Genomic DNA, 24,782 nt, shown 5'->3' on the forward strand with positions numbered 1-24,782 from the left:
CGCGCGCCCGATGCAAACGGCGCGCTCTTGCGGTTATTGCGGTGACGGCGGCGCGTCGGGCGTGGCCGCGCGCGCCTGGGCGGTGGGGGCGATTCGAGCCGCGTTGCCGATGTCGCCGGCCGGGTCGGCCTTTCCAGCCTTTTCGACTTTTTCAGCCTTGCCGGCTTTGCCGGTCGGGTCGACCGGCGGCGTGCCCATCGCCTGATAGAGCCGCGCGGTATCCGCGAAGCGTGCGCCGGTCGCGCGGATCTCGTCGAGCCGCGCGTTGCGGTACTGCAGCTCGCTTGCTCGCGCGGCCGACGGCGGCAGCGCGCCGAGCCGAACGCGGGCGGCCGCGTCGTCGTACGCGCCGCGCGCGGACAGCGCGGCCCGCGACGACGCATCGAGCGCCTGAGCGTCGTGCTCGAGCGCGGCGAGCGAATCCGCGACGTTCTGGAAGGCAGCGAGCACGGTCTGCTTGTACTGGTCGACCGCCGCCTCGTAGGTCGCCTTCGCCGCACGGCGCTGCGCGAGTAGCGCGCCCCCGTGGAACAGCGGCTGGCTCAGCGACGCACCGACGTTCCAGATCGAACCGGCGCCCGACAGCATCGCCGGCCAGCTGAAACCGCCTTTGCCCATCGCGGCCGACAGCGACAGCTGCGGGAACAGCTGCGCGGTCGCGAGGCCGACTTCGGCGGCGGCCGCCTTCAGCCCCGCGTCGGCGGCCTGGATGTCGGGGCGGCTTTGCAGCAGATCCGACGGCACGACCACCGGCACTTGCGCGGGCAGGTGCAGGTCGGCGAGCGTGAGATCGGCGGGCGGCCGGTCGGGCGTACGGCCGATCAGCACGGCCAGCGCATGGCGCGCCGAGTCGCGCTGCTGGCGCAGCGCGGGCAGGCTCGCGGCGAAGGTGTCCGCGCTTTGCTGCGCGTTCAGTGCGTCGCTGCGCGACGCCGAGCCGAGCGCGTAGCGGCGTTGCGCGTCGTGCGCCTGGTCGTTCGCGAGCGCGACGAGCCGTTCGGTCGTGGCGATCTGCGCGTCGAGCACCGACACCGTGATCGATGCGGTGACGATGTTCGCGGCGAGTGCCCGGCGTGCCGATTCGAGCTGGAACGCGCTGACGTCGACGCGTTTCGCAAGCGCCCGGTTCGCGAAGCGCGATACGCCGAACAGGTCGACCGTATAGCTCGCCTGCAGTTGTCCGACGAACGTGTCGTACAGCAACGTCGGCGCGCCGAGCGCGGGGATCGGCACGCCGAGCGCACGCTGGCGCGTGGCCTGGCCGCCGGCGTCGATCGACGGCAGCATCGAGCTGCCGATCTGCCCGCGCAACTGCTCGCGCGCGGCATCCAGCGAGTGCGCGGCGGCGCTGAGCGTCGGGCTGTTGCGCAGCCCTTCGTCGACGAGTGCGTTCAGCGCATCCGAGCGGTACTGCGTCCACCAGTCGGGCACGGGCTGCGCGCCGACGTCGAACTGCTGCGCGACGCCTTGCGCGGCGACGGTCTGCGGCACTTGCGGCGCGGCGCCGTAATGCGCGGGCGACGGCATCGCGGGCGGCTCGCCGCTCGGCGCGAACCATGCGCAGCCGGCGAGCGGGCCGGCGAGGCTCGCGGCCGCGAGCATCCGCGCGGCCTTCGTTTTCAGGTTCATCGACAGTTCCATGGTCAGGCTCCCGACGGCGCGGCAGGCGTGCCGCCGTCGTGCGGCGGGGCGTCGCGCGGGTCGCGTTCGTCGCGCTTCACGCGGAACCACGCGGCGTACAGCGCGGGCAGGTAGAACAGCGTCAGCACGGTCGCGCTCGTGATGCCGCCCATCAGCGCGGTCGCCATCGGCCCGAAGAAGTTCGAGCGCAACAGCGGGATCAGCGCGAGCACGGCGGCCGCGGCCGTCAGCGTGATCGGGCGGAAGCGCCGCACGGTCGCGCCGACGATCGCGTCGAAGCGTCCGTGGCCGGCCGCGATGTCCTGCTCGATCTGGTCGACGAGAATCACCGAGTTGCGCATGATGATCCCGAACATCGCGATCACGCCGAGCATCGCGACGAAGCCGAACGGCTGGCCGAACAGCAGCAGCGTGCCGACCACGCCGATCAGGCCGAGCGGGGCGGTCAGCACGACCATCAGCACGCGGGAGAAACTCTGCAGCTGGATCATCAGCAGCGTGAACACGGCGATCGCCATCAGCGGCATCTGCGCGTTGATCGACGTCTGCGCCTTCGCACTTTCCTCGACCGACCCGCCGATGTTGATCTGGTAGCCGACCGGCAGTTGCGCGCGCAACGCATTCAGCTTGCCGTCGATCGCATGCGTGACGTCGATGCCCTGTGCGCCGGCGCGGACGTCGGACTGCACGGTGATGGTCGGCTGGCGGTCGCGTTCCCACACGACGCCGTATTCGAGCGTCGGCGTGAAGCGGCCGAGCGAACCGAGCGGCACGGGGCCGTTCGGCGTCGGCATCGCGAGGCCCGCGAGCTGCGCGGGATCGACGCGATCGGCGCGCGGCGCACGCAGGTCGACCGCGATCAGCTTGTCGCGTTCGCGGTATTGCGTGACGGTCGTGCCGGACAGCGTCATCGCGAGGAAGCTCGACACGTCCTGCGACGTGACGTTCAGCTCGCGCGCCTTCTTCTGGTCGAGCTCGAAGCGCACCGAACGTTCGGCCGGCTCGTCCCAGTCGAACTGCACGTTCACCGTGCGCGCGTCGCCGCGCATCGTCGCCGCGACCTTCTCGGCGATCGCGCGCACCGTCGCGATGTCGTCGCCGCTCACGCGGAATTGCACGGGGTAACCGACGGGCGGCCCGTTCTCGAGCCGCGACAGGCGCCAGCGCACGGCCGGGAAGCGGTCGCGCAGCGTGGTCTCGAGCCAGGCCGCGAGCTTCTCGCGATCCTCGACCGATTTCGCGGTGACGACGAACTGCGCGAAGTTCGGCAACTGCAACTGCTGGTCGAGCGGCAGGTAGAAGCGCGGCGCGCCGCTGCCGACGAAATTCACCGAATGGTCGATCTCGGGCCGCTTGTCGAGCACCTTCTCGAGGCGTTCGGTTTCGCGCAGCGTCGCCGCGAACGACGCGCCTTCGGGCAGCCGCAGGTCGATCAGCAGCTCGGGGCGATCGGAGCTCGGGAAGAATTGCTGCGGCACGAGCGAGAAGCCCGCCAGCGCGACCACGAACAGCGCGCCGGTGATCAGCAGCACGACGAAGCGCCGCTCGATGCACCAGTCGATCCAGCCGCGCAAGCGCGTGTAGAAGCGCGTGTCGTAGATGTCGTGCTCGTGATCGTCCGGCAGGTGCGCTTCGTGCGCGTGCTTCTTGCGTTCGGGCAGCAGGTGGAAGCCCAGCAGCGGGATCAGCACGACGGCCGCGAACCACGACGCGATCAGCGCGATCGCCGACACCTCGAAGATCGAGCGCGTGTACTCGCCGGTACTCGATTTCGCGAGCGCGATCGGCAGGAAGCCCGACACGGTGACGAGCGTGCCCGTCAGCATCGGGAACGCGGTGCTCGTGTACGCGAACGCGGCGGCGCGCGCGCGGCTGTAGCCCTGCTCGAGCTTCACGGCCATCATCTCGACCGCGATGATCGCGTCGTCGACGAGCAGCCCGAGCGCGAGCACGAGCGTGCCGAGCGACACCTTGTGCAGCCCGATGTCGAACAGGTACATGAACAGGGCCGTGACGGCGAGCACGACCGGAATCGAGATCACGACGACCATCCCGGTGCGCAGGCCGAGCGACACGAGGCTCACGACCAGCACGATCGCGACCGCTTCGGCGACGGCTTCGAGGAAGTCGTCGACGGAATGCGCGACCGCATGCGGCATGCTCGACACCAGCGTCAGCTTGAGGCCGGCCGGCAGCCGCGCCTGCAGATCCTTCGATTCGGCGTCGAGCGCCTTGCCGAGCCGGATCACGTCGCCGCCCGGCTGCATCGTCACGCCGATGCCGAGCACGGCGTGACCGTTCGCACGCATCTGCGTGACGGCCGGATCGTCGTAGCCGCGCTTCACGGTGGCGAGATCGCCGAGCCGGAACGTGCGGCCGTTGATGCGGATCAGCGTGTCGGCGATCGTGGCGACGTTGTCGAACTGGCCGCTCGGCCGCACGAATACGCGGTCGTCGGCGGTCGTCAGCACGCCGGCCGACGAGATGTCGTTCTGCGCGTTGATCGCCTGCCCGAGTTGCTGCGGCGAGATGCCGAGGCGCGTGAGCTGCGCATTGTTCACTTCGATGAAGATGCGCTGGTCGGGATCGCCGAAATAGTCGACCTTGCCGACGCCGGGCACGCGCAGCAGCACGGTGCGCAACTGGTCCGCATAGTCGTGGAGCTGCGCGGGCGTGAAGCCGTCGCCTTCGAGCGTCCAGATGTTGGTGTAGACGTCGCCGAACTCGTCGTTGAAGAACGGGCCCTGCACGCCGGGCGGCAGCGTATGGCCGATGTCGCCGACCTTCTTGCGGATCTGGTACCAGGTCTCGGGCACGTCCTGCACGGGCGCCGAGTCCTTCATCGTGAAGAAGATCAGCGATTCGCCGGGCCGCGAATAGCTGCGCAGGAAGTCGATGGCCGGCGTTTCCTGCAGCTTGCGGCCGATCCGGTCGGTCACCTGTTCCTGCACCTGCCGCGCGCTCGCGCCGGGCCAGAACGTGCGGATCACCATCACGCGGAACGTGAACGGCGGGTCTTCGGATTGCGCGAGCCGCGTGTACGCGAGGATGCCCGCGAGCGTCGCGAGCGCGATCAGGTAGACGACCAGCGCCTGGTGGCGCAGCGCCCATGCCGACAGGTTGAAGCGGCCTTCTTCGCGGGGGCTGCTCATGACGCGAAGTCCTCCGCGTGCAGCGGGGCGACCGGCCGCACCTTCTCGCCCGCGCTGACCGTATGCACGCCTTGCAGCACGACGCGCTCGCCCGGCTGCAGCCCGCTCGACACGGTGACGGTGCGTTCGTTGAAGCGCGCGACGTCGACGCGGCGCAGCTCGAGCGTGTCGTCCTTCGCGCGCACGACCCACAGGGCCGGATGCGGGCCGTCGTGGAACAGCGCGGTCGCGGGCAGCGTGATGCTCGGCGCGTTGCCGGCAACCGGCGCGCCGTCGAACGCGACGTTCGCGGTCATCCCGAGGCGCACGGCCGGATCCGGTGCGGCGAGCGTGAGCTTCACACGCCAGGTGCGGCTTTGCGGATCGGCGGCCGGCGCGATTTCGCGCACCTTCGCGGCGAACTGGCGGCCCGGCAGCGACGGCAGCGTGACGCTCGCCGCGTGACCGGGCGCGAGCGACGCGAGCGCGGCCTCGGGCACGTCGCTGACGACGTCGATGTCGCCCGACCACGCGAGCTGGTAGACGGCCTGGCCGGCCGATACGTTCTGGCCGGTGTCGGCCTGCTCGGCGGTGATGGTGCCGGCGTGATCGGAGACGAGCGTCGCATAGCGGAGCTGGTTCTTCGCGAGCGCGAGCTGCTGCTGCGCCTGGTCGCGCTGCGCGAGCGCGGACGTGTAGCTGTTCTCGGTCTGCTCCAGCTGCGCCGTTGCGATCAGGTTCTCGCGCGCCTGCGCGCGATCGCGATCGCGCTGCTGCTTCGCGAACGCGAGGCTGTGCGACGCGGCATCGAATTGCGCCTGCGCGCTCGCGGCGTTCTTCTCGACGTCGGACGGATCGAGCAGCGCGACGACCTGGCCGGTCTTGACGGTATCGCCGAGCCGCACCTTCCGCTCGACGATCTTGCCCGCGATGCGGAACGACAGCGGCGTCGCATAACGTGGCTGGATCTCGCCGGGCAGCGTGGCGGCGGCTGCGGCGCCGTCGGCGCGCGCGGGCAGCGCGACGACCGGGCGCGGCGCGGGCGGCGCGGCTTCCTTCGGATGACAGGCGGCGAGGACGAGCGCGGTGCCGACCAGCAGCACGGCGCGGGAACCGGAGCGATTCACGAAACCCCCAGATGAGGTGAGAGCGGAACGAGGCCGGCAAGCGCGGCGGGCGCTTGCCCCGAGTGGCGCCAGTCCGGCGCACACGAACACAGCCGAACGAGGTCGTTCGGAAACTGCGGTGGATTCTAATACATTGCTGTATCTGAATGCAAAAATGAATCTGAAAGGAAGTTGGTGCTAGACTGCGCGCCATGAAACCTCAGCGCTTAACTCGCGAGCAGAGCAGGGACCAGACGCGCGAACGTCTGCTGACTGCCGCGCACCGGATTTTTATGAAGAAAGGCTTTGTCGCGGCGAGCGTCGAGGACATCGCCGCGGCGGCCGGCTACACGCGCGGCGCGTTCTACTCGAACTTCCGCAGCAAGTCGGAACTGCTGCTCGAATTGCTCGAGCGCGACCACGATTCGGTGCGGGCCGATTTCGAGGCGATCTTCGAGATTGGCGGGTCGCGCGAGCAGATGGAGTCGATGGCGCTCGCGTACTACCGGACGCTGTTTCGCGACGACGAATATTCGCTGCTGTGGGGCGAGGCGAAACTGCAGGCGGCGCGCGACGCGAAGTTCCGCGTGCGCTTCAACCAGTTCCTGCACGGCAAGCGGCTGCAGATGGCCGAATTCATCCAGCGCTTCGCCGAGCGCGCGGGCACGCCGCTGCTGCTGCCGGCCGACACGCTCGCGTTCGGATTGATGTGCCTGTGCGACGGCGTGCAGTCGTACTACACGGCCGACCCGCAGCACGTGTCGGCCGACGTGGCCGAAGCGGTGCTCGCGGGGTTCTTCGCACGGGTCGTGCTGGGGCGCGCGCCGGACTGAACGGCCGGGCGCCGATGCGGGCGGCCAGACGGTTGGCCGCCCGGCGTGGCGATCAATAAGACCGCGACGCCACATCGGGCGTCGCGCACCGGCGCCGTCACCGCTCGCCGGTCATCCGCCGGTACGCGTCGAGCAGCGACGTCTTGTAGACGACCCCCGCGAGCGTCGGCTCGGCTTCGCTTTCGATCACCGGCAGCCGTTCGCCCTGGAACGCCATGAAGCGTTCGAGCGCGGTCGCGAGCGGCATGTCGGGCGTGAGCAGCGGAAACGGCGTATGCGTGTAGTGCGCGGCCGTCTTGTCGGTCGTGTCGCGCTTGTCGAGCAGGTCGGACGTGATGTCCTTCAGCGCGACCGCGCCGCGGAAGCGCCCGGCGTCGTCGGTCACGTACAGATACTTCACCGGATATTCGAGAAACACGCGCGTCATGTCGGCGACGCTCGCGGTGAGCGGCACGATCGTCTGCGCGGGCTGGATCAGCTCGCGCATCTGGGTGGTGCGCAGCCGCAGCCGTTCCTGTGCGTCCTGGTGATGGTGCAGCGTGATCTCGTACATCGACGTCGTGCCGGTCGCGCGCGCGACGAAATACGCGAACACGCACGACACCAGCAGCGGCAGCACGACCTGGTAGCTCAGCGTCATCTCGAAGATCATCAGGATCGCCATCAGCGGCGCCTGCGTGGCGCCGGCCAGGAACGCGCCCATCCCGACCATCGCATACGCGAAGTACGCGGACGTGTGGCCGGGCCACAGCGCGTGCATCGCGAGCCCGAACAGCGAACCGAACACGGCGCCGACGAACAGCGTCGGCGTAAACACGCCGCCGACCGCGCCGGAGCCTGCGGTCGCCGCGGTCGCGATCACCTTGAACGCCAGCACCGCGACCAGCGCCTGCCAGGTCCACGGCGCATGCAGGATGTGGTTCACGACGCTGTAGCCGTTGCCCCACACGTCCGGAATCCACACCGAGATCACGCCGACCACGAGGCCGCCGAGCGCGAGCCGCACCGGCAGCGGCACGGGCAGCCGCTTGAACTGGTTCTTGGACGCATCGAGCAGGTGCAGGAACTGCGGCGCGAGCACGCCGCACAGCGTGCCGAGCACGACGAACAGCAGCACTTCGGCGCCCGTCACGGCCGGGAACACCGGCATCTCGTACGGCGGCCGGTAGCCGGCGAATTCCCGCATCACGATGTTCGCGACGACGGACGCGACGACCATCGGCCCGAAGCTCTCCATCGCGATCGTGCCGAGCACGATTTCGGAGACGAAGAACGCGCCGGCGATCGGCGCGTTGTACGCGGACGTGATCCCGGCCGCGGCGCCGCATGCGACGAGCAGGCGCAGGCGCGGCGGGTCGAAGTGCACGAAGCGGCCGACCAGCGACGCGGCGAGCGCCGCGAGCTGCACCATCGGGCCTTCGCGGCCGATCGAGCCGCCGCTGCCGATCGTCAGCAGCGACGACACGCTGCGCCACAGGCTCTGCCGCACCGGCACGACGCCGTCGCCGAGCGCGACGGCTTCCATGTAGTCGATGTTGCCGGATTTTCGGTCGCCGCGCGTCGCGAGCAACAGCACGCAGCCGGCGAGGAAGCCGCCCGCGGCCGGCATCCAGAAGCGCACGTACCAAGGCAGGCTTTTCGCCATCTCCACGAAGCTGCCGCTGTGCCCCGAGATCAGGCGCTGCATCAGGTCGATGCCTTCGCGGAACGCCATGGTGGCGAAGGCGCCGCCGACGCCGACGACGGCCGACCAGATCAGCATCGTATGGGCGTCCGACAAGCGGAACAGCGTCTGGGCGCGAGTGCGCAGCTTCAGCAGGAACGAGAGCACGGCTGAAAGAGGGTGATGAAGAGGACGAAGGAAAACGACGCGAAGCATAGCACTGCGCCGCGCCCGCGGGACCTTCCCGTCGGGCGCGGCGCGTGTCGCGGCGTGGCTGCGCGGCTCAGCCAAGCCAGTGCTGTACCGCCCAGGTGATCGCGTAGCCGCCGGCGATCAGCCACACGTACAGGATCAGGCCGGTGGTCAAGGCGCGCGGGCCGGCCTCGCGGATCTGCGACACGCGGGTCTCGATGCCGAGCGCGGTCATCGCCATCGTCAGCGCGAAGGTGTCGAGCAGGTTCAGCGTGTGCGTGACGTCGGCGGGCAGCACGTTCAGCGAATTGACGATCACGAAGCCGAGGAAGCCGAGCGCGAACCACGGCACCGCCACCTTGCGCTTGCCTTGCGCGCCTTCAGCGGTCGCATCGGCCGAGCGCGCGGAGCGGGCGAGCCACCAGCCGAGCGTGAGCAGCACCGGCACCAGAAGCATCACGCGGGTCATCTTCACGATGGTCGCGACGCGCGTGACCTCCGGACTGATGTCGCTCGCCGCGCCGACCACCTGCGCGACCTCGTGGATCGTGCCGCCGAAGAACAGGCCGAGGCCGGTCGGGTCGAGGTTGAGCAGGCCGGCGTGATACGCGAACGGATACAGGAACATCGACAGCGTGCCGAACAGCACCACGCTGCCCACGGCCATCGCGCTCTGGTGCGGCTTCGACTGCAGCGTCGACTCGAACGCGAGCACGGCGGCCGCACCGCAGATCGCGCTGCCGGCGGCGGTCAGGAGCGCCGCGTCGCGATCGAGCTTCATCACCTTCATGCCGACCCAGGTGCCGATCGCAAGTGTGCTGACGACGATCAGCACCGACACCGTCAGGCCCGGGAGGCCGACCTGCGCGATTTCCTGCAGGCTCACGCGCAGGCCGAAGAACGCGACCGCGATGCGCAGCAGCTTGCGCGCGGAAAAGTTGACGCCGGCCGCCCAGCTCGCGGGCATGCCGTCGCGCAGCGCGTTGCCGTACAGCGCACCGGCGACGATGCCGACGATCAGCGGCGACAGGCCGAGCCCGGCGATCGCCGGCAGCTGCGACAGGCTGGTGACGGCGGCGGCGAACAGCGCGACGAACAGCACGCCGTTCAACTGGCCGCGCAGCGACGGCGCGGCGTGGGCGAGGTGGGGAGTCGGAGCAGTGGACATGGGGCACCGTGATCAAGCAGGTTGCGATGGTCTAATCCTAATTTGGTTATATCGATATGAAAAATTGTGATTTGTGACGTAAACTATCCGGGAAGCCGATAATTCATCCTCATGACCCCGGATCAACTGATAACGTTCGCGGCCGTCGCCGAACACCTGAACATCAGCCGCGCTGCCGTGGCGCTGCATCTGTCGCAGCCGGCCGTGTCGGGCCAGCTGCGCCTGCTGCAGGACGAGTTCGGCGAGCCGCTGTACCAGCGTGACGGCCGCGGCATCCGCCTGACGCCGGTCGGCGAGCAGCTCGCGCAGTACGCGAAGGCCCAGCGCGACACGTTCGCGCAGGCGCGCGCGTTTCGCGACGCGGTGCGCGGGCTCGACGCCGGCACGCTGCGGATCGGCGCGAGCACGACGCCGGCCAGCTACCTGCTGCCGTACCTGATCGCGGCGTTCCAGCCGCGCGTGCCGCGGGTGGCGATCCACACGATGAGCGGCAACACGGCCGACGTGGTCGCCGCGCTGGCATCGCTCGACATTGCGATGATCGAAGGGCCGCCCGGCGAGGCGCTGCCGCCCGGCACCGCCGTGCACGCCTGGCACGAGGACGAGATCGTCGCGGTCGTGCCGGCCGGGCATGCGCTCGCCGCGCCCGAGTACGCAGCCGGCGTCACGCTCGAGGCACTCGCCGCGTATCCGCTCGTGCTGCGCGAGGAGGGCTCCGGCGTGCGGCAACTCGTGGAACGCGCGTTCGCGCACGGCGGCGCGCCGATGCGTGTCGCATTCGAGATCGCCGGTGTCGAGGCCGTGAAGGAGGCCGTGCGCGCGGGGATGGGCGTCGGCTTCGTGTCCGCGATGTCGCTGCGTCACGAGGGGGCGGCGCTCGTGCCGCGCTCGCTCGCCCCCGCGCCGCTCACGCGTCATTTCTCGATCCTGGTGCCGCACGGCGCGGCGCCGTCGCGCGTGGCCGCCCAGTTCCTCGAAACGAGCCTCGCGCACGACGCCGGGTAGGCGCCCGAAGCCGGTCCTGGAGCGCCGGATGCCCGTGCGCCCGCGCACGCTCGTGCGGCGGCCGTCCTTAGGGATTTCCTCTATGGCGTGCGTCCGGGGCGAAGCGCACCATCCGTCTCAAGCAAATGGAACCGGTTCCATTCCGGAGAAAAAAAGGGCAGACATGGCAGACATCGTGATCGTGGCGAGCGCATTCGGGATGGACCGCGTGCGTCAGGAGGGCCACCGTGCATTCATCGCGACCGCGGCGGCATCCGGCGCGACCGGCTTCGAGGTGCGGCGCGAACTGTTCGCATCGGACGACGACGCGACGCCCGGCGCGCTGGCCGAGCTCGGCACGGCACTCGCCGCGCACGGGCTGTGGTCGGTCTATTCGACGCCGGCCACGCTGTACACGGAAACCGGCGCGCTCGACGTCGACGCGCTGCGCGACACGCTCGTCGAAGCCGACGCGCTCGGCGCGCGCTTCGTCAAGTTCCAGCTCGGCGGCTTCGCCGGCGACGCGCACGCGGCCGAGATCGTCGCGCTGTCGCGCGGCGCGCGTGCCCGCGTGGTGGTCGAGAACGGCCAGTTGCCGGTGGGCGGCGCGCTCGTGCAATTCAGCGGGCTGTTCGCGGCGCTGGCCGAGGCAGGCGCGCCCGACGCGCTCGGCATGACGTTCGACATCGGCAACTGGCAGTGGCCGGGCGAAGCGCCGCTCGCGTGCGCGCACGCACTCGCGCCGCATGTGGAATACATTCATTGCAAGGCAGTCGCTGGCGAGGGCGCGCGCCGTTTCGCGGTGGCGCCGGCGCCGGGCGACGCGCTCGTGACTGGCGTGCTCGCGGCCCTGCCGCAAGCGGCGCCGCGCGGCATCGAATTCCCGTTCGATGCGGCCGACCTGGCGGGCGATGCCGGCCGGCGCGTCGCGTGGCTCGCCGCCGCGTGACGCTCGAAGGATACGGAGGAATGCACTCATGAAGGCAGCACTCGATGTCGTGACCTACGGCGAGGCGATGGCGATGTTCGTCGCCGCCGAGCCCGGCCACCTCGCGCACGCCGCGCAATTCACGAAACGGATCGCGGGCGCGGACCTGAACGTCGCGATCGGCCTGTCGCGGCTCGGCTTCCGGGTCGGCTGGATGAGCCGGGTGGGCCGCGATTCGTTCGGCGGCTACGTGCTCGACACGCTCGCGCGCGAAGGCATCGACGCGTCGTGCGTGACCGTCGATCCGCGCTATCCGACCGGCTTCCAGCTGAAGTCGCGTAATGACGACGGCAGCGACCCGACCGTCGAATATTTCCGCAAGGGCTCGGCCGCGAGCCACCTGTCGTGTGACGACTACGTGGCCGACTACGTGCTCGGCGCACGGCACCTGCATTTGACGGGCGTCGCACCTGCGATCTCCGCGACGTCGTGCGAGCTTGCGTTCCGGCTGGCGCGCGAAATGCGTGCGGCCGGCAAGACGATCTCGTTCGATCCGAACCTGCGCCCGACGCTGTGGCCGTCCGCCGACGTGATGGCGAAGACGCTGAACGCGCTCGCGTCGCTCGCCGACTGGGTGCTGCCGGGCTTGGCCGAAGGGCAGCAGCTCACCGGGCACGACACGCCGGCCGACATCGCGGGCTTCTACCTGGCACAGGGCGCGCGCGGCGTGGTGATCAAGCTGGGCGCCGACGGCGCGTACTTCCGCACGGCCGACGGCCGCGAGGGCACGGTGGCGGGCGAGCGTGTCGCGAACGTGGTCGACACGGTCGGCGCCGGCGACGGCTTCGCGGTCGGCGTGGTCAGCGCGCTGCTGGAAGGCCGCTCCGTCGAGCAGGCGGTCGCGCGCGGCAATCGCATCGGGGCGCTCGCGATCCAGGTGATCGGCGATTCGGAAGGCTTGCCGACCCGCGCGGCGCTCGATCGGCTCGAAAACGTCAGCAATCGCGCCGATCGCCTAGAGGAAACCGTCACCGCGCAATGAGAGGCCGGACACGGCACAATCCGCGGACCCAATTCGTGCTTCGTGCACGGTTTTGCATGAGGCCGGAGCAGGCGCCATCGCGCCGACGCCGGTCGATTCCCGAAAGGACGGGAGCGGAGCCGGGCGCTTGACCCGCCCACTCCGATCACCCAAGGAGACACTCTGATGGCAGCCAATCTCGCAGCACGACGCTGGTGGACGATCATGCCGATCGTGTTCATCACCTACAGCCTCGCTTACCTCGACCGCGCGAACTACGGGTTCGCTGCAGCCGCCGGCATCAACCAGGACCTCGGGATCAGCAAGGGCCTGTCGTCGCTGATCGGCGCGCTGTTCTTCCTCGGCTACTTCTTCTTCCAGATTCCGGGCGCGATCTATGCGGAGCGCCGCAGCGTCAAGAAGCTCGTGTTCGCCAGCCTCGTGCTGTGGGGCGCGTGCGCGGCGCTCACGGGGGTGGTCACCAACATCCCGTCGCTGATGGCGATCCGCTTCGTGCTCGGCGTGGTCGAGGCGGCGGTGATGCCGGCGATGCTGATCTACATCAGCAACTGGTTCACGAAGAACGAGCGCTCGCGTGCGAACACGTTCCTGATCCTCGGCAACCCGGTCACGGTGCTGTGGATGTCGATCGTGTCGGGCTATCTCGTGCACGAATTCGGCTGGCGCCACATGTTCATCGCCGAAGGCGTGCCGGCCATCATCTGGGCCGTATGCTGGTGGTTCCTCGTGCAGGACAAGCCGGCAGATTCGCCGTGGCTCACCGCGCAGGAAAAGCGCGACCTCGACGCCGCGCTCGCGGCCGAACAGGCGGCGATCAAGCCCGTGCGCAACTACGGCGAGGCGTTCCGCTCGCCGGCCGTGATCAAGCTGTGCGCGCAGTATTTCTGCTGGAGCATCGGCGTGTACGGCTTCGTCCTGTGGCTGCCGTCGATCGTCAAGAACGGCTCCGAACTCGGGATGGTCGCGACCGGCTGGCTGTCGGCGCTGCCGTACCTCGCGGCGACGATCGCGATGCTGGTCGCGTCGTGGGCGTCCGACAAGGTCGGCTCGCGCCGCGGCTTCGTGTGGCCGTTCCTGCTGGTCGGCGCGGCCGCGTTCGCCGCGTCGTATGCGCTCGGCTCGTCGCACTTCTGGATCTCGTATGCGCTGCTGGTCGTCGCGGGCGCCGCGATGTACGCGCCGTACGGCCCGTTCTTCGCGATCGTGCCGGAACTGCTGCCGAGGAACGTCGCCGGCGGCGCGATGGCGCTGATCAACAGCATGGGCGCGCTCGGCTCGTTCGTCGGCTCGTATTTCGTCGGCTACCTGAACGGGGCGACCGGGTCGCCCGTCGCATCGTATGCGTTCATGAGCGTCGCGCTCGTCGCCGCGGTGATCCTCACGCTGTCCGTCAAACCCCAGGCGCGCGATGCGCACCCGCTCGCGACGCCGCTGCAAGGAAAATGAAAACGATGAAGCCTCGTATCGTCGCGTACAAGCCGCTGCCCGATGACGTGCTTGCGTACCTGCGCGAGCATGCGGAACTCGTGCAGGCCGACGGCGCCGACGCGCTCGCCGATGCGCTCGGCGACGCGGACGGCGCGATCGGCGCGAGCCTGAAGGTCACGCCGCAGATGCTCGATCGCGCGCCGCGGCTGAAGGCCTGGTCGACGATCTCGGTCGGCTACGACAACTTCGACGTCGCGGATCTCACGCGGCGCGGGATCGTGCTCGCGCATACGCCCGACGTGCTGACCGAATCGACCGCCGATACCGTGTTCTCGTTGATCCTCGCGTCCGCGCGGCGGGTGGTCGAACTGGCGGAGTGGGTGAAGGCCGGCCACTGGCAGCGCAGCATCGGCCCCGATCTGTACGGCACCGACGTGCAGGGCAAGACGCTCGGCATCGTCGGGCTCGGGCGGATCGGCGGCGCGGTCGCGCGCCGCGCGGCGCTCGGCTTCCGGATGCAGGTGCTGTACACGAACCGTGCCGCGCACGCCGAAGCCGAGACGCAGTACGGCGCCCGCCGCGTGACGCTCGACGAGCTGCTCGCGCAGTCGGACTTCGTGTGCCTGCAGGTGCCGCTGTCGCCGCAAACGCATCACCTGATCGGCGCGGCCGAATTCGCGAAGATGAAGCGCGGCGCGATCCTGATCAACGCGTCGCGCGGGCCGGTGGTCGACGAGGCCGCGCTGATCGACGCGCTGCGGGCCGGCACGATCCGCGGCGCGGGGCTCGACGTGTTCGAGAAGGAGCCGCTGGCGGCGGACTCGCCGCTGCTGCGGATGAGCAATGTCGTCGCGCTGCCGCATATCGGCTCGGCGACGCACGAGACGCGCCATGCGATGGCGCGCTGCGCCGCGGAAAACCTGGTCGGCGCGCTGGCCGGCACGCTGCGCACGAATCTCGTCAATCCGGACGCGCTCGCGCGCGTCTGAGCGGCGGCGGCCGGCCGGCGGGCCGCCGCCGCAGTTAGAGTCGATGGTCTTGGTGCGGGAGGGCAGGCTGCGTTATGATCGCCCGCTCGTCGCGCATCGACGACCCGGCCACGCGGCCGGCGGCGTCCGGCGACGGACATCCGTGCCAGCCCGGTGCGGCCGATCGCCGTGCGTGTCGGGCGAGCGGAGCGGGCGCGAACGCGCCGGCTTCGCTTGACCGCGAAGCAGGGGAGCGGCGGCGTGCGCCGGGGGGCGTTCGTATCCAACAACAAAGGTCCGTCCGCACACGAAGCGGCGCGGATCGTACGTCGCGAGGCACGACTTGAGCGATTCGCAACCTTCCACGCAGCGTCCGGCGACGATCAGCGACGTCGCACGCGAAGCAGGCACGGGCAAGACCAGCGTTTCGCGCTATCTGAACGGCGAGACGCACGTGCTGTCCGCCGATCTGCGCCAGCGGATCGAGACGGCGATCGCGCGCCTGAACTACCGGCCGAACCAGATGGCGCGCGGGTTGAAGCGCGGCCGCAACCGGCTGCTCGGCATGCTCGCGGCCGACCTGACCAATCCCTATACCGTCGAAGTGCTGCTGGGCGTCGAGGCCGCGTGCCACGCGCTCGGCTACATGCCGCTCATCTGCCACGCGGCGAATGAAGTCGAGATGGAGCGGCGCTTCCTGCAGCTGCTCACGACCTACCGGGTCGAAGGGCTGATCGTCAATGCGCTCGGCGCCGAGGAAGACGTGCTGCGCCCGCTGCGCGGCGGCGGCATCCCGGCCGTGCTCGTCGACCGCACGGTCGAGGGCTTCGAGGCGGACCTGATCGGGCTCGACAACACCGATGCGATCGAGACGGCGCTCGCGCATCTGATCGCGCGCGGCTTCGATGCGATTCATTTCGTCGTGCAGCCGTTCGAGCGCGTCAGCTCGCGGCGCCTGCGCGAGGCCGCGTTCCGCGCGGCGCTCGACGCGCGCGGGCTGCCGGTGCCGCCGACGGTCGTGCTCGACCTGAACGAGCCGGCCGCGGCCGCCGTGGCGCTCGCCGACCTCGACGCGCGCGTCGACGCGGCCACGCAGCGCGGCGTGCGGGCGGCACTGTTCGCCGCGAACGCGCCGGTCGCGCTCGCGATCGCGCGCCACCTGCGCGCCCGCTTCGGCGCCGCATGGCAGGAAAAGGCCGCGCTGCTGTCGATCGACGATCCGGAGTGGGCCGAGCTGATCGGCATCACGACGATCCGTCAGCCGACCTACGAGATCGGCTACAAGGCCGTCGAATTCGTGCACGAGCGCATCGACGGCGCGGTCGGCGACGTGCGCGTCGCGATGCTGCCGGGCGAGCTGATTGCGCGCGCGTCGACCGCAAGCTGAGTATCATGCGGGGCACGCGGCGCGTCAGGTGCGCTGCCCCGAACAAGGAAATTCATGACTGTCGCTCCCGTCACGCTGGCGGTGCTGATCGCCGCCACGCTGATCATCGCGCTACTGCCGTTCGTTCTCTTCCGTACCCTGCGCAAGCCGCTTGCGCTCGACCGCCGCGACACGATCGTCGGCGTCGCCGTCTTCACGCTGTTCGCGATGATCGTCGAACGCGCATTCCATGGCCTCGTGCTGAGCCAGACGCCCGCCGGCGGCTGGCTCACGCAGCCGCTCGCATTCGTCGCGTACAGCGCGCTCGCGACCGCCGTGTTCGAGGAAGTCGGCCGTTATCTCGGGATCCGGTTCCTGAACCGCCGCTACGGCGCGTTGGCCGGCGACGGGCGCGGCATCGGCTACGGGATCGGCCATGCCGGCGCCGAAGCCTGGTTCGTCGGCGTGCTCGTCTGGGGCCAGTGGTCGTATCTCGCGTGGCTCGCGAGCCGCGGGCAGCTCGAGACGCAGCTCGCGGACCTGCCGGGCGATACCGTCGTGCGGCTGCACGTGATGCTGGCGACGCTGTCGGCACAGTCGATCCTGCTGTTGCTGATCGAGCGCTGCGCGGCGTTCGCGGTGCAGCTCGCGCTGTCGGTGCTGGTCTGGCGCGGCGTGCGTGCCGGCTGCGCGGGCGTATTGCCGCTCGCGATCGTGCTGCATGCGCTGGCGGCCGCACCGGCGTTGCTGTACCAGGTGCGCGTGCTGCCGGCCGGATCGCTCGAGGCCGTGTATTTCGTGCTGGCCGCGATCCTGGTCGCCGTGCTGGTGAAGACGTGCCGGTCGCCGCGCGCGGCGGCCTGACGGGAGAGGCGGAATGGACGACTATCTGATCGAATGCGCAAGCGCCGAATTCGACGCGCTCGCGCGCGTGATCTGCGATCTCTTTCCGGAGCAGACGCGTTTTGCCGAAAGCAGCGACGAACGCGGGCGCTTCCTGTCCGTGCAGTGGCTCGCGATGCGTTTCGGTTCGACGCCGAAACGGATGACGCTCGATATCCGCATCGTGCCGGCCGCGCTGGCGCGCTATCTGGCGCTCAGGCCGATGCAGCGCGCCCGCAGCCACGCGGTGCTGCATGCCTACACGGAAGCGATGCTGGGCTCGCTCGAGGAGCGGCACGCGGCGGGTGAAGCCGTCGAGCGCACCGCGGAACTCGAACTCGACGAAGACTTTGCGTGAGCGGCGACGCCGGCGCGCGCCGGCACGACGCCGGCGCAGCGCGTGTCACGCGGCGCGCGCTTACGCGTCGCGATAAACCTGCGCGAAGCGCTGCGCTTGCACGACGCCATAGTCGCCGGGTGCATATTGCATGACCCAGTCGCCGGCGATGCCGCGCAGCGTGTCGCCGTTTTCCGAGCGGGCGATCGTGAACGGCTCGTCCATGCGGCGGGCGAGCACGACGGCCGGCCGGTTCCGGTAGGCGCCCGGCGCGCCGTGCGCGAGCGCCGGATCGGCGGGCAGGTACTTCGCGTCGAAGCGCGCGCGCGACACGACCCAACGGTCGCCGGTCGAGCCGGTGATCAGCGCGTCGCCCGCGACATAGCGGTTCGGGCCTTCGAGGCTCATCAGTTCGCCGTCGGCATCCGCGAATGCGACCGTGACGGTTTCATCCTTCACGACGCGACGGGCCTGCGGGTCGGTACGCAGATCGAGGTGCTTGAGTTCGAGCATGGCAGGGGGAAGTGCGGGAAAAGCCGGGAGCTTATCCCGAATCCGGCGCGCCGTGTGACGCGCCGGATTCCCGCGGGATGCGCGGCACCGTTCGGCCCGCACGGGCAGTGCGGCGCCGACGGGGCGGACGTCAGGGTTGCGCGGGCGCGCTGGCGGCCGGCGCGGCTGCTGCCTTGCCTTCCTTGCTCGCGGCCTTGCCCTTGCCGCGGTGTTCGCCGCCGTGGTGCAGCCAGCTGCGGAACGTCGTGTCGGCGAGCGCCTTCTGGTCGGCCGGGAAGCGCTCGTAGAGCGGCGCGAATGCGTCGGCGAGCTTTTTCGCGCCGTCCGCGTTCGCCTGCGCGAGTTCCGCGTACTGCTTCATGTCGTCGACCGCGGACACGTCATGGCTTTCCATCCGGGCGCGATAGAGGCGGCCCATCGTGTCGCCGTTCTCGCGCATCGTGTCGGCGAACGTCTTCCATTGCGGTTCCTGCGCCGACGTGATCTTCAACTGGTCGTGCAGGTACTTGATGCGCTGCTCGATGCGCGCTTCGTGGCGCGCCGCACGCTGCTCGGCGCTCGGGGCCGACGACGCCGTTGCCGCTGCCGGAGCGGGCGTCTGCGGTTGCGGCGGGGTTTGCGCGAATGCGCTGGCTGCAACGGCGAGCGTAGCGAGGGTGAGCGAGATCTTCTTCATGGTTGGCTCTCCGGGGTGGTGTCGTGCGAGCGGGCGCGGCGGCCAGTGCCGCGAGCGCGCATCTCGCGTCGCACCTTATTAGTAGCACGTTGCGTGCAGTGCAGCAGCGAAAGCGACACTTGCTTACATCCGATACGAATCGAAATTGAAAGGGACTTGGCGAAGGCCAGCGATCGATGGTGTTCGATCGGCGAGTCGGGCGCCGCGTGCGAACGAGGCGGAGCGATGCGAACGCGTGAGATCCCGTTTGGGCGCACCGGCGTTCGGCGCTATCATCGCGTCACGTTCCATTTCGCCGGCGCGTTGCACGCCGGCCCAGCCTCATGCGTCCTCCTCGCCTCGACCAACTCGACGACCTCGACCGGCAACTCGTCGCGCTGCTGCAAGCGGATGCGCGCGCAAGCGTCGCCGATCTCGCGCGACAGCTCGACGTTGCCCGCACGACGGTCGTCGCGCGCATCGCGCGGCTCGAGCGTACCAACGTGATCGCCGGTTACAGCGTGCGGCTCGGTCAGGACGTGCTCGACGCGAGCATTTACGCATACGTCGGCATCATTCTCACGCCGAAGTTCGGCAGGGACGTGCTGCGCAAGCTCGACCGGATGCCCGAGGTGCAGCTGTTGTGCGCGGTGAGTGGCGAATACGACTATGTCGCGTGGTTGCGTGCCGATTCGCCGGAACGGCTCAACGACCTGCTCGACCAGATCGGCACGCTCGAAGGCGTCGAACGCACGACGACGTCGATCATTCTGTCGCGCAAGATCGATCGCGGCACGATCGGCGGATGACGCGTCGCATGCGGTGTCGCATGTGACGCCGCGGCGCGATTCGATTCGTCGCGCAGGCTTTTCCTCCTTTCCCTTTCCCTTGATGCCTTGATGCCCGCTGCCCGCGCACGCCGCGGGGCGGGGCGTTGCCTCGTGCGTCCGCACGCGAGTGTCGTTGTGTCGAATGCGTGCCCGGGCGCGCGCAACGATTCATTTGCCTGCCATGTCCCGCCTTGCGTGTGCCTTCCTGTCCGGCCACACGCGTCCACACGCGTCGATCGCGGCCCGTCTGACGCACGCCGTATACGCATTTTTTAGATGATTTGGTCGTTGTGACGAAATGCGTAGTCATTTCGTCGAAAGTATCGGTCGTTTCGCATCATTCTTCGTCTTGGAACTGATTTTGCACGTCCCTAAACTGTGTTCATGGCTCGACGCCGTACACCAACACCAAACCCATCATCAGGAGATAAGCGCATGAAAATCGCCATCGTCGGCGCAGGTCTGATCGGCCACACCATTGCTCACATGCTGCGTGAAACGGGCGACTACGAAGTCGTCGCGTTCGACCGTGACGCTGATGCGCTCGCCAAGCTGTCGCGTGAAGGCATCGCGACGCAACGTGTCGATTCGGCCGACGCCAATGCGATCCGTGAAGCCGTGAAGGGCTTCGATGCGCTCGTCAACGCGCTGCCGTACTACCTGGCGGTCAACGTCGCCGCGGCGGCCAAGGCGGCAGGCGTCCATTACTTCGACCTGACCGAAGACGTGCGCGCGACCCACGCGATCCGCGAACTGGCCGACGGTTCGGACCGCGCGTTCATGCCGCAGTGCGGCCTCGCACCGGGCTTCATCGGCATCGCCGCGCACGAGCTCGTGAACGGCTTCAGCGAAGTGCGCGACGTGAAGATGCGCGTCGGCGCGCTGCCCGAGTATCCGACCAACGCGCTGAAGTACAACCTGACGTGGAGCGTCGACGGCCTGATCAACGAATACTGCCAGCCGTGCGAAGCGATCCGCGACGGTCGCAAGCAGTGGGTGCAGCCGCTCGAAGGCCTCGAACATTTCTCGCTCGACGGCACCGAATACGAAGCCTTCAACACGTCGGGCGGCCTGGGCACGCTGTGCGAAACGCTGTCGGGCAAGGTCGAGACGCTCGACTACAAGTCGGTGCGCTATCCGGGCCACCGCGAACTCGTGCAATTCCTGCTCGAAGACCTGCGCCTGTCGAGCGACCGCGACACGCTGAAGTCGATCATGCGCCGCGCGGTGCCGTCGACGAAGCAGGACGTCGTGCTCGTGTTCGTCACGGTGACCGGCGTGAAGGACGGCCAGCTCGTGCAGGACGTGTTCACCCGCAAGATCTTCGCGAAGGACGTGTGTGGGATGCACATGAGCGCCATCCAGATCACGACGGCCGGCGCGATGTGCGCGGTGCTGGATCTGTTCCGCGAAAAGAAGCTGCCGCAAAGCGGTTTCATCCCGCAGGAAAAGGTGTCGCTGAAGGCGTTCCTCGCGAACCGCTTCGGCAAGCTGTACGAAGGCGGCACGATGGAGCGCGTGCACGAAGTCGCCTGACGATCGGTCTCAGGCACGAGGGCCGTGCGACGCCGGGAGCGCAACAGCGCTTCCGGCGTTTTTTTTGACGAGCGCGTCGAAGCCCGTCACGGCTTCACGGATCGCAATGGCGTCGGCCGAATCGACACGTTGCGTCGCGATGCCTTCACGCGACACGGTGAAGCGACGAGGAGCAGGGCGGTGCGCGCCGCTCAGGCGGGCAGCGGCGGGACGATCGTTGCCGCCGGCGGGGGCGGCACGATGCGGTACAGCAGCGCATCGATGTCCGCGTCGGACGGTGCGGTGTTGTCGAACATCACGATGCCGTCGCATTCGTGGCCGGTCGGCACGAAGCGGCGTTGCCGGTATTCGTCCCAGTGCGCGAGCTTGTACGCGTCGTTCGGATTGCCGCGCGCGACGATCCGCTGGTGCGCGACGTCTTCCGAGGTATGGACCCACACGACCGTCAGCGCGACGTCCGGCCCGATGCCGAGCCACGTGCGGTCGAGGATGCGCCGGTCACGCACTTCGCGCGACAGCGGGCCGACCACGAGCGCGCCGATGCCGAGCGCGAGGTTCTCGCGGGCCGTGTCGAGCAGGCCCTGGTATTCGGGATCGCGCAGATGCTTCAGGTAGAGCGGGCTGTCGCGGTCGTTCGGATCGGAGGTGAGGGCGCCCATCGCGGCCGAGCTGTAGCGGCCGTAGAGCGTGTCCTTGTCGAGCAGGCAGAAGGCTTCGCCGGTCGCGCGCATCAGCGGCCCGATCAGCCGCTTCGCGAGCGTGGTCTTGCCGGTGCCGGCATGACCGCAGAAGAACACCAGGTGCGTCACGAATACCGGCTCCCCGAATCCGTGCGCGGTGCGGCGGTGCGCTTGCCGTCGCGCGAGAACACTTCCGCTTCAAGCCACATCGCGTTGATGATGCCGAAGCCGAGCGCCACGCCGATGCCGAGTATCCACGAGAAATACCACATGGGTCTGTCTCCTTGAAGGTTGGGCGGCACGGCCGTGCCGTGCACCTGTCGAAGCGATGCCGTGCGCGAGCCGCGGCGCACGCAATCCGATCATGACCAATATCGGCGTGCCGCGCAAGCCGGGCCGCCCGCGCGGCAACCCGGTAAACTGGTGCGATAACGGCAACATGACGGACATCATGCTCATCAACTGTGCTGCATACCAGGACGGCCGCAAGCTGGCCGATATCGATATCGACGCCATCAGCGAATACGTGTCGAAACCCGAGTGTTTCGTATGGGTCGCGCTGAAGGATCCGACGCCGGACGAGATCGACCTGATGGGCGAGGAATTCGGGCTGCACGAGCTCGCGCTCGAGGATGCCCGCAAGGGGCATCAGCGGCCGAAGATCGAGGAGTACGGCGATTCGCTGTTCGCGGTGCTGCACACGGTCGAGCTCGACCACGACGGTGAATTCAATGTCGGCGAGCTGAACGTGTTCGTCGGCCCGAACTACGTGCTGTCGATCCGCAACCATACCGAACAGGACTTCCGCGCGGTGCGCAAGCGCTGCGAGCGCGAGCCGCATCTGCTGCAGGAAGGGTCGGCATTCGTGTTCTATGCGTTGATGGACCAGGTCGTCGACCGCTATTTCCCGATCCTCGAGACGCTCGGCAACGAGCTCGAGGAGCTCGAGGACCGCATCTTCACCAAGGCCACGCCCGCGTCGTCGCGCGCGATCATCGAGGATCTCTATTCGCTGAAACGCCGGCTCGTGATGCTGCACCAGCACACGGCGCCGCTGATCGAGCCGCTCGCGAAGCTCACCGGCGGACGCATTCCGCAGGTCTGCAGCGGGATGGAGCATTACTTCCGCGACGTGTACGACCACCTGCAGCGGATCGTGAAGACGATCGAAGGGCGGCGCGAGATGGTCGTGACCGCGATCCAGGTCAATCTCGGGATGATCTCGCTTGCGGAGAACGAGGTGACCAAGCGGCTCGGCTCGTTCGCCGCGCTGTTCGCGATACCGACGATGATCGCCGGCATCTACGGGATGAACTTCGCGAACATGCCCGAACTGCACCTCAAGTACGGCTTCTACGGCTGCATCGGCGTGATGGTCGTAGCCGATCTCGCGTTGTGGTGGCGCTTCAAGCGGGCGGGGTGGCTGTAGCCGGGCCCCGTGCACCGTCAGCGCGGGGCGTGCTTGCCGACCACGACGCGCCACGGACGCACGCGCCAGGACTTGACGAGGCCGTTCTGCACGTAGGGATCGGCGCGCGCGAACGATTCGGCGGCTTCCGGCGAATCGCCTTCGAACACGAGCACGGCCTGGTCGGCCGGATCCTGCAATGCGCCTGCGAGCACGAGTTCGCCGCGTTCGGTTGCCGCCCGCGCGAGTGCGAGGTGCTCGGCGCGGTACTGTTCGCGCCGGGACAGGTAATCGTCGACGAGTTCGTAGATCAGCTGGTAATGCATGGTCGCTCCCGGAATCGGCCGCCGCGGGATGGCGGGTGTTGGCTCAGTATAGGGCGAGGTTCGGTCTTTGTCGGCGCGGTTTGCGGCGGCCTCGTGGGTGCGTGGCCGGCCGCTCCCCGGCGGCCGATGACGACATTTTCAGGTCTCGACGTTCTTCCTTAAAATGCAACTAACGGTCTGGCGCAGATCCGCCGTCACATGTGGTGGGGTCCTCGTACGGGAACCGTTACCGCCCGTTGCGTCTCGTTGTGTCTTCAGGAAAGGCGGGGGCAGGCAGACATGTTCCATGCGGACTCAGGGCCCGGATTGCGCGCGCCGGAAAAAGGGGGCCGAAGCCGGGGCGAGCGTCGGTGCGGGCGCCGTGCGAGGGCGTTTCCATTGGCCGCAATGCGACCTATGCTGAACAAACCCGGAGCGAACTTCGTTCGTCCGATTCGTCCAGAGAGGTGTGCCATGCCTGTATCAGCCACCCTGCAGGATTGCCTGCGCCAGAAGTCATCGCGGTACGAAGTCGTGTACCACCCGTATAGCCATACCAGCATGGAGACGGCCGCCGCCGCGCATATCCCCGGCGATCGCCTCGCGAAAACCGTGCTGCTCGAGGACGACGAAGGCTACGTCGCCGCCGTGCTGCCGACGTCGCACGCGGTGCGGCTGTCGGACCTCTGGGTCAAGACCGGCCGCCATCTCGTGCTCGCCAGGGAAATCGAACTGCGCGAACTCTTCAAGGATTGCGACCTGGGCGCGTTGCCGCCGGTGTGCATGGCGTACGGGATGAAGACGTTCCTCGAGGAACATCTCGCGCAGCAGCCGGAAGTGTATTTCGAGGCCGGCGACCACGAAGCGCTGATCCACATGATGCAGGATGAATTCCTGTCGCTGATGGAGACGGCCGAGCGCGCGCATTTCTCGCACAAGATGCAGGGGATGTGGTTGTCCTGATCGTCCTGTTGTGGGCGGTTTGCGGTGGTTGGAGACGGCGTCTTGCGGGCGGCCGTCGGGGGCATTGCGTGCCGCAGGTTTTTGCTGAGGGTGGGTTCACGCTGCAAAAACGGTGGCTGCGGGTGACCGGTGAGGAAGGATTCGGGCGGTGTCTGGCAGGGATTTCAGGGGTGTTTTCGGGTAAATTTAGGATTTGACATAATCTCAATTATCGATATGACTG

Annotated in this window: 23 protein-coding genes; 13 read left to right on the top strand and 10 right to left on the bottom strand. The window is 68.5% G+C overall.

Going from position 1 to position 24,782, the window contains the following annotated elements; all coding sequences use genetic code 11:
• Positions 1-33: 33 nt before the first annotated feature.
• The 3 genes from U4Z31_RS29485 to U4Z31_RS29495 are packed head-to-tail and all read right to left on the bottom strand — an operon-like array spanning position 34 to position 5,899.
• Entirely contained in the window at positions 34-1,641 is a 1,608-nt protein-coding gene (locus U4Z31_RS29485) for an efflux transporter outer membrane subunit (protein ID WP_321812174.1), read from the bottom strand.
• 2 nt (positions 1,642-1,643) lie between these two features.
• Complete coding sequence (locus U4Z31_RS29490) at positions 1,644-4,793, bottom strand: efflux RND transporter permease subunit (protein WP_044848256.1); 3,150 nt, start codon at positions 4,791-4,793, stop codon at positions 1,644-1,646.
• On the bottom strand, positions 4,790-5,899 hold the full coding sequence (locus U4Z31_RS29495; protein ID WP_321812175.1) for an efflux RND transporter periplasmic adaptor subunit: 1,110 nt from the start codon (positions 5,897-5,899) through the stop codon (positions 4,790-4,792). Before U4Z31_RS29495 ends, U4Z31_RS29490 begins: the two co-directional genes overlap by 4 nt.
• A gap of 191 nt (positions 5,900-6,090) precedes the next feature.
• Between U4Z31_RS29495 and U4Z31_RS29500 the strand changes: the two genes are divergently transcribed.
• A complete protein-coding gene (locus tag U4Z31_RS29500; protein WP_321812176.1) occupies positions 6,091-6,711 on the top strand; it encodes a TetR/AcrR family transcriptional regulator in 621 nt (206 codons plus the stop codon).
• Between the two features lie 97 nt (positions 6,712-6,808).
• On the opposite strand, the gene U4Z31_RS29505 is transcribed toward U4Z31_RS29500, so the two are convergent.
• Both U4Z31_RS29505 and U4Z31_RS29510 read right to left on the bottom strand, forming a co-directional pair.
• Positions 6,809-8,542, bottom strand: coding sequence for a ClcB-like voltage-gated chloride channel protein (locus U4Z31_RS29505; RefSeq protein ID WP_321812180.1), 1,734 nt, complete (start codon positions 8,540-8,542; stop codon positions 6,809-6,811).
• 115 nt (positions 8,543-8,657) lie between these two features.
• Complete coding sequence (locus tag U4Z31_RS29510; RefSeq protein ID WP_321812177.1) at positions 8,658-9,734, bottom strand: YeiH family protein; 1,077 nt, start codon at positions 9,732-9,734, stop codon at positions 8,658-8,660.
• Positions 9,735-9,845: 111 nt separating this feature from the next.
• On the opposite strand from U4Z31_RS29510, the gene U4Z31_RS29515 reads away from it, so the two are divergent.
• The 8 genes from U4Z31_RS29515 to U4Z31_RS29550 all read left to right on the top strand — a co-directional run bounded on the left by U4Z31_RS29515 (position 9,846) and on the right by U4Z31_RS29550 (position 17,690).
• A complete protein-coding gene (locus tag U4Z31_RS29515; RefSeq protein ID WP_321812178.1) occupies positions 9,846-10,739 on the top strand; it encodes a LysR family transcriptional regulator in 894 nt (297 codons plus the stop codon).
• A 163-nt stretch (positions 10,740-10,902) separates the two neighbouring features.
• A complete protein-coding gene (locus tag U4Z31_RS29520) occupies positions 10,903-11,667 on the top strand; it encodes a sugar phosphate isomerase/epimerase (protein ID WP_321812179.1) in 765 nt (254 codons plus the stop codon).
• A gap of 28 nt (positions 11,668-11,695) precedes the next feature.
• The gene (locus U4Z31_RS29525) at positions 11,696-12,688 is read left to right on the top strand and encodes a sugar kinase (protein ID WP_044848249.1); all 993 of its coding nucleotides are present in this window, start codon (positions 11,696-11,698) and stop codon (positions 12,686-12,688) included.
• Between the two features lie 165 nt (positions 12,689-12,853).
• The gene (locus U4Z31_RS29530) at positions 12,854-14,134 is read left to right on the top strand and encodes an MFS transporter (RefSeq protein WP_044848248.1); all 1,281 of its coding nucleotides are present in this window, start codon (positions 12,854-12,856) and stop codon (positions 14,132-14,134) included.
• A 5-nt stretch (positions 14,135-14,139) separates the two neighbouring features.
• Positions 14,140-15,105, top strand: coding sequence for an NAD(P)-dependent oxidoreductase (locus U4Z31_RS29535; RefSeq protein ID WP_044848268.1), 966 nt, complete (start codon positions 14,140-14,142; stop codon positions 15,103-15,105).
• Between the two features lie 322 nt (positions 15,106-15,427).
• Positions 15,428-16,471: a LacI family DNA-binding transcriptional regulator gene (locus U4Z31_RS29540; RefSeq protein WP_044848247.1), complete on the top strand. Its 1,044-nt coding sequence runs from the start codon at positions 15,428-15,430 to the stop codon at positions 16,469-16,471.
• A gap of 54 nt (positions 16,472-16,525) precedes the next feature.
• A complete protein-coding gene (locus U4Z31_RS29545; protein ID WP_044848246.1) occupies positions 16,526-17,314 on the top strand; it encodes a YhfC family intramembrane metalloprotease in 789 nt (262 codons plus the stop codon).
• Positions 17,315-17,327: 13 nt separating this feature from the next.
• Entirely contained in the window at positions 17,328-17,690 is a 363-nt protein-coding gene (locus tag U4Z31_RS29550) for a DUF3022 domain-containing protein (protein ID WP_044848245.1), read from the top strand.
• Between the two features lie 60 nt (positions 17,691-17,750).
• Here the strand turns inward: U4Z31_RS29550 and U4Z31_RS29555 are convergent, their stop codons facing one another.
• A complete protein-coding gene (locus U4Z31_RS29555; RefSeq protein ID WP_257775835.1) occupies positions 17,751-18,182 on the bottom strand; it encodes a PGDYG domain-containing protein in 432 nt (143 codons plus the stop codon).
• 130 nt (positions 18,183-18,312) lie between these two features.
• A complete protein-coding gene (locus tag U4Z31_RS29560) occupies positions 18,313-18,858 on the bottom strand; it encodes a Spy/CpxP family protein refolding chaperone (protein ID WP_124485446.1) in 546 nt (181 codons plus the stop codon).
• Between the two features lie 323 nt (positions 18,859-19,181).
• Between U4Z31_RS29560 and U4Z31_RS29565 the strand changes: the two genes are divergently transcribed.
• Together U4Z31_RS29565 and U4Z31_RS29570 are read left to right on the top strand one after the other, a co-directional pair.
• On the top strand, positions 19,182-19,646 hold the full coding sequence (locus tag U4Z31_RS29565) for an Lrp/AsnC family transcriptional regulator (RefSeq protein WP_124668252.1): 465 nt from the start codon (positions 19,182-19,184) through the stop codon (positions 19,644-19,646).
• A 456-nt stretch (positions 19,647-20,102) separates the two neighbouring features.
• Entirely contained in the window at positions 20,103-21,203 is a 1,101-nt protein-coding gene (locus U4Z31_RS29570) for a saccharopine dehydrogenase family protein (protein ID WP_040144221.1), read from the top strand.
• A gap of 191 nt (positions 21,204-21,394) precedes the next feature.
• Here U4Z31_RS29570 and U4Z31_RS29575 read toward each other — a convergent pair whose 3' ends face one another.
• Both U4Z31_RS29575 and cydX read right to left on the bottom strand, forming a co-directional pair.
• Complete coding sequence (locus U4Z31_RS29575) at positions 21,395-22,012, bottom strand: AAA family ATPase (protein WP_044848242.1); 618 nt, start codon at positions 22,010-22,012, stop codon at positions 21,395-21,397.
• Complete coding sequence (cydX, locus tag U4Z31_RS29580) at positions 22,009-22,155, bottom strand: cytochrome bd-I oxidase subunit CydX (RefSeq protein ID WP_044848241.1); 147 nt, start codon at positions 22,153-22,155, stop codon at positions 22,009-22,011. Before cydX ends, U4Z31_RS29575 begins: the two co-directional genes overlap by 4 nt.
• Before the next feature lie 179 nt (positions 22,156-22,334).
• Here cydX and corA point away from each other — a divergent pair, with 179 nt between their 5' ends.
• Positions 22,335-23,312: a magnesium/cobalt transporter CorA gene (gene corA / locus U4Z31_RS29585; protein ID WP_044848267.1), complete on the top strand. Its 978-nt coding sequence runs from the start codon at positions 22,335-22,337 to the stop codon at positions 23,310-23,312.
• Positions 23,313-23,329: 17 nt separating this feature from the next.
• Here corA and U4Z31_RS29590 read toward each other — a convergent pair whose 3' ends face one another.
• The gene (locus tag U4Z31_RS29590) at positions 23,330-23,617 is read right to left on the bottom strand and encodes a YciI-like protein (RefSeq protein WP_124485447.1); all 288 of its coding nucleotides are present in this window, start codon (positions 23,615-23,617) and stop codon (positions 23,330-23,332) included.
• Between the two features lie 453 nt (positions 23,618-24,070).
• Here U4Z31_RS29590 and U4Z31_RS29595 point away from each other — a divergent pair, with 453 nt between their 5' ends.
• Positions 24,071-24,559 (top strand): aminoacyl-tRNA deacylase, encoded by a 489-nt coding sequence (locus tag U4Z31_RS29595; RefSeq protein WP_044848239.1) that lies wholly within the window; start codon positions 24,071-24,073, stop codon positions 24,557-24,559.
• Positions 24,560-24,782: the final 223 nt, after the last annotated feature.

The organism is Burkholderia sp. BCC1985 (genome assembly GCF_905339915.1).
Taxonomy (GTDB): Bacteria; Pseudomonadota; Gammaproteobacteria; order Burkholderiales; family Burkholderiaceae; genus Burkholderia.

What these genes read in the sequence shown, in the direction of transcription:
- U4Z31_RS29595 (WP_044848239.1), top strand. Translation starts at nt 24,071, where the DNA reads ATGCCTGTATCAGCCACCCTGCAGGATTGCCTGCGCCAGAAGTCATCG.
- U4Z31_RS29550 (WP_044848245.1), top strand. Translation starts at nt 17,328, where the DNA reads ATGGACGACTATCTGATCGAATGCGCAAGCGCCGAATTCGACGCGCTC.
- U4Z31_RS29570 (WP_040144221.1), top strand. Translation starts at nt 20,103, where the DNA reads ATGAAAATCGCCATCGTCGGCGCAGGTCTGATCGGCCACACCATTGCT.
- U4Z31_RS29520 (WP_321812179.1), top strand. Translation starts at nt 10,903, where the DNA reads ATGGCAGACATCGTGATCGTGGCGAGCGCATTCGGGATGGACCGCGTG.
- U4Z31_RS29555 (WP_257775835.1), bottom strand. Translation starts at nt 18,182, where the DNA reads ATGCTCGAACTCAAGCACCTCGATCTGCGTACCGACCCGCAGGCCCGT.
- corA (WP_044848267.1), top strand. Translation starts at nt 22,335, where the DNA reads ATGCTCATCAACTGTGCTGCATACCAGGACGGCCGCAAGCTGGCCGAT.
- U4Z31_RS29560 (WP_124485446.1), bottom strand. Translation starts at nt 18,858, where the DNA reads ATGAAGAAGATCTCGCTCACCCTCGCTACGCTCGCCGTTGCAGCCAGC.
- U4Z31_RS29565 (WP_124668252.1), top strand. Translation starts at nt 19,182, where the DNA reads ATGCGTCCTCCTCGCCTCGACCAACTCGACGACCTCGACCGGCAACTC.
- U4Z31_RS29515 (WP_321812178.1), top strand. Translation starts at nt 9,846, where the DNA reads ATGACCCCGGATCAACTGATAACGTTCGCGGCCGTCGCCGAACACCTG.
- U4Z31_RS29510 (WP_321812177.1), bottom strand. Translation starts at nt 9,734, where the DNA reads ATGTCCACTGCTCCGACTCCCCACCTCGCCCACGCCGCGCCGTCGCTG.
- U4Z31_RS29545 (WP_044848246.1), top strand. Translation starts at nt 16,526, where the DNA reads ATGACTGTCGCTCCCGTCACGCTGGCGGTGCTGATCGCCGCCACGCTG.
- U4Z31_RS29485 (WP_321812174.1), bottom strand. Translation starts at nt 1,641, where the DNA reads ATGGAACTGTCGATGAACCTGAAAACGAAGGCCGCGCGGATGCTCGCG.
- U4Z31_RS29525 (WP_044848249.1), top strand. Translation starts at nt 11,696, where the DNA reads ATGAAGGCAGCACTCGATGTCGTGACCTACGGCGAGGCGATGGCGATG.
- U4Z31_RS29500 (WP_321812176.1), top strand. Translation starts at nt 6,091, where the DNA reads ATGAAACCTCAGCGCTTAACTCGCGAGCAGAGCAGGGACCAGACGCGC.
- U4Z31_RS29590 (WP_124485447.1), bottom strand. Translation starts at nt 23,617, where the DNA reads ATGCATTACCAGCTGATCTACGAACTCGTCGACGATTACCTGTCCCGG.
- cydX (WP_044848241.1), bottom strand. Translation starts at nt 22,155, where the DNA reads ATGTGGTATTTCTCGTGGATACTCGGCATCGGCGTGGCGCTCGGCTTC.
- U4Z31_RS29535 (WP_044848268.1), top strand. Translation starts at nt 14,140, where the DNA reads ATGAAGCCTCGTATCGTCGCGTACAAGCCGCTGCCCGATGACGTGCTT.
- U4Z31_RS29490 (WP_044848256.1), bottom strand. Translation starts at nt 4,793, where the DNA reads ATGAGCAGCCCCCGCGAAGAAGGCCGCTTCAACCTGTCGGCATGGGCG.
- U4Z31_RS29530 (WP_044848248.1), top strand. Translation starts at nt 12,854, where the DNA reads ATGGCAGCCAATCTCGCAGCACGACGCTGGTGGACGATCATGCCGATC.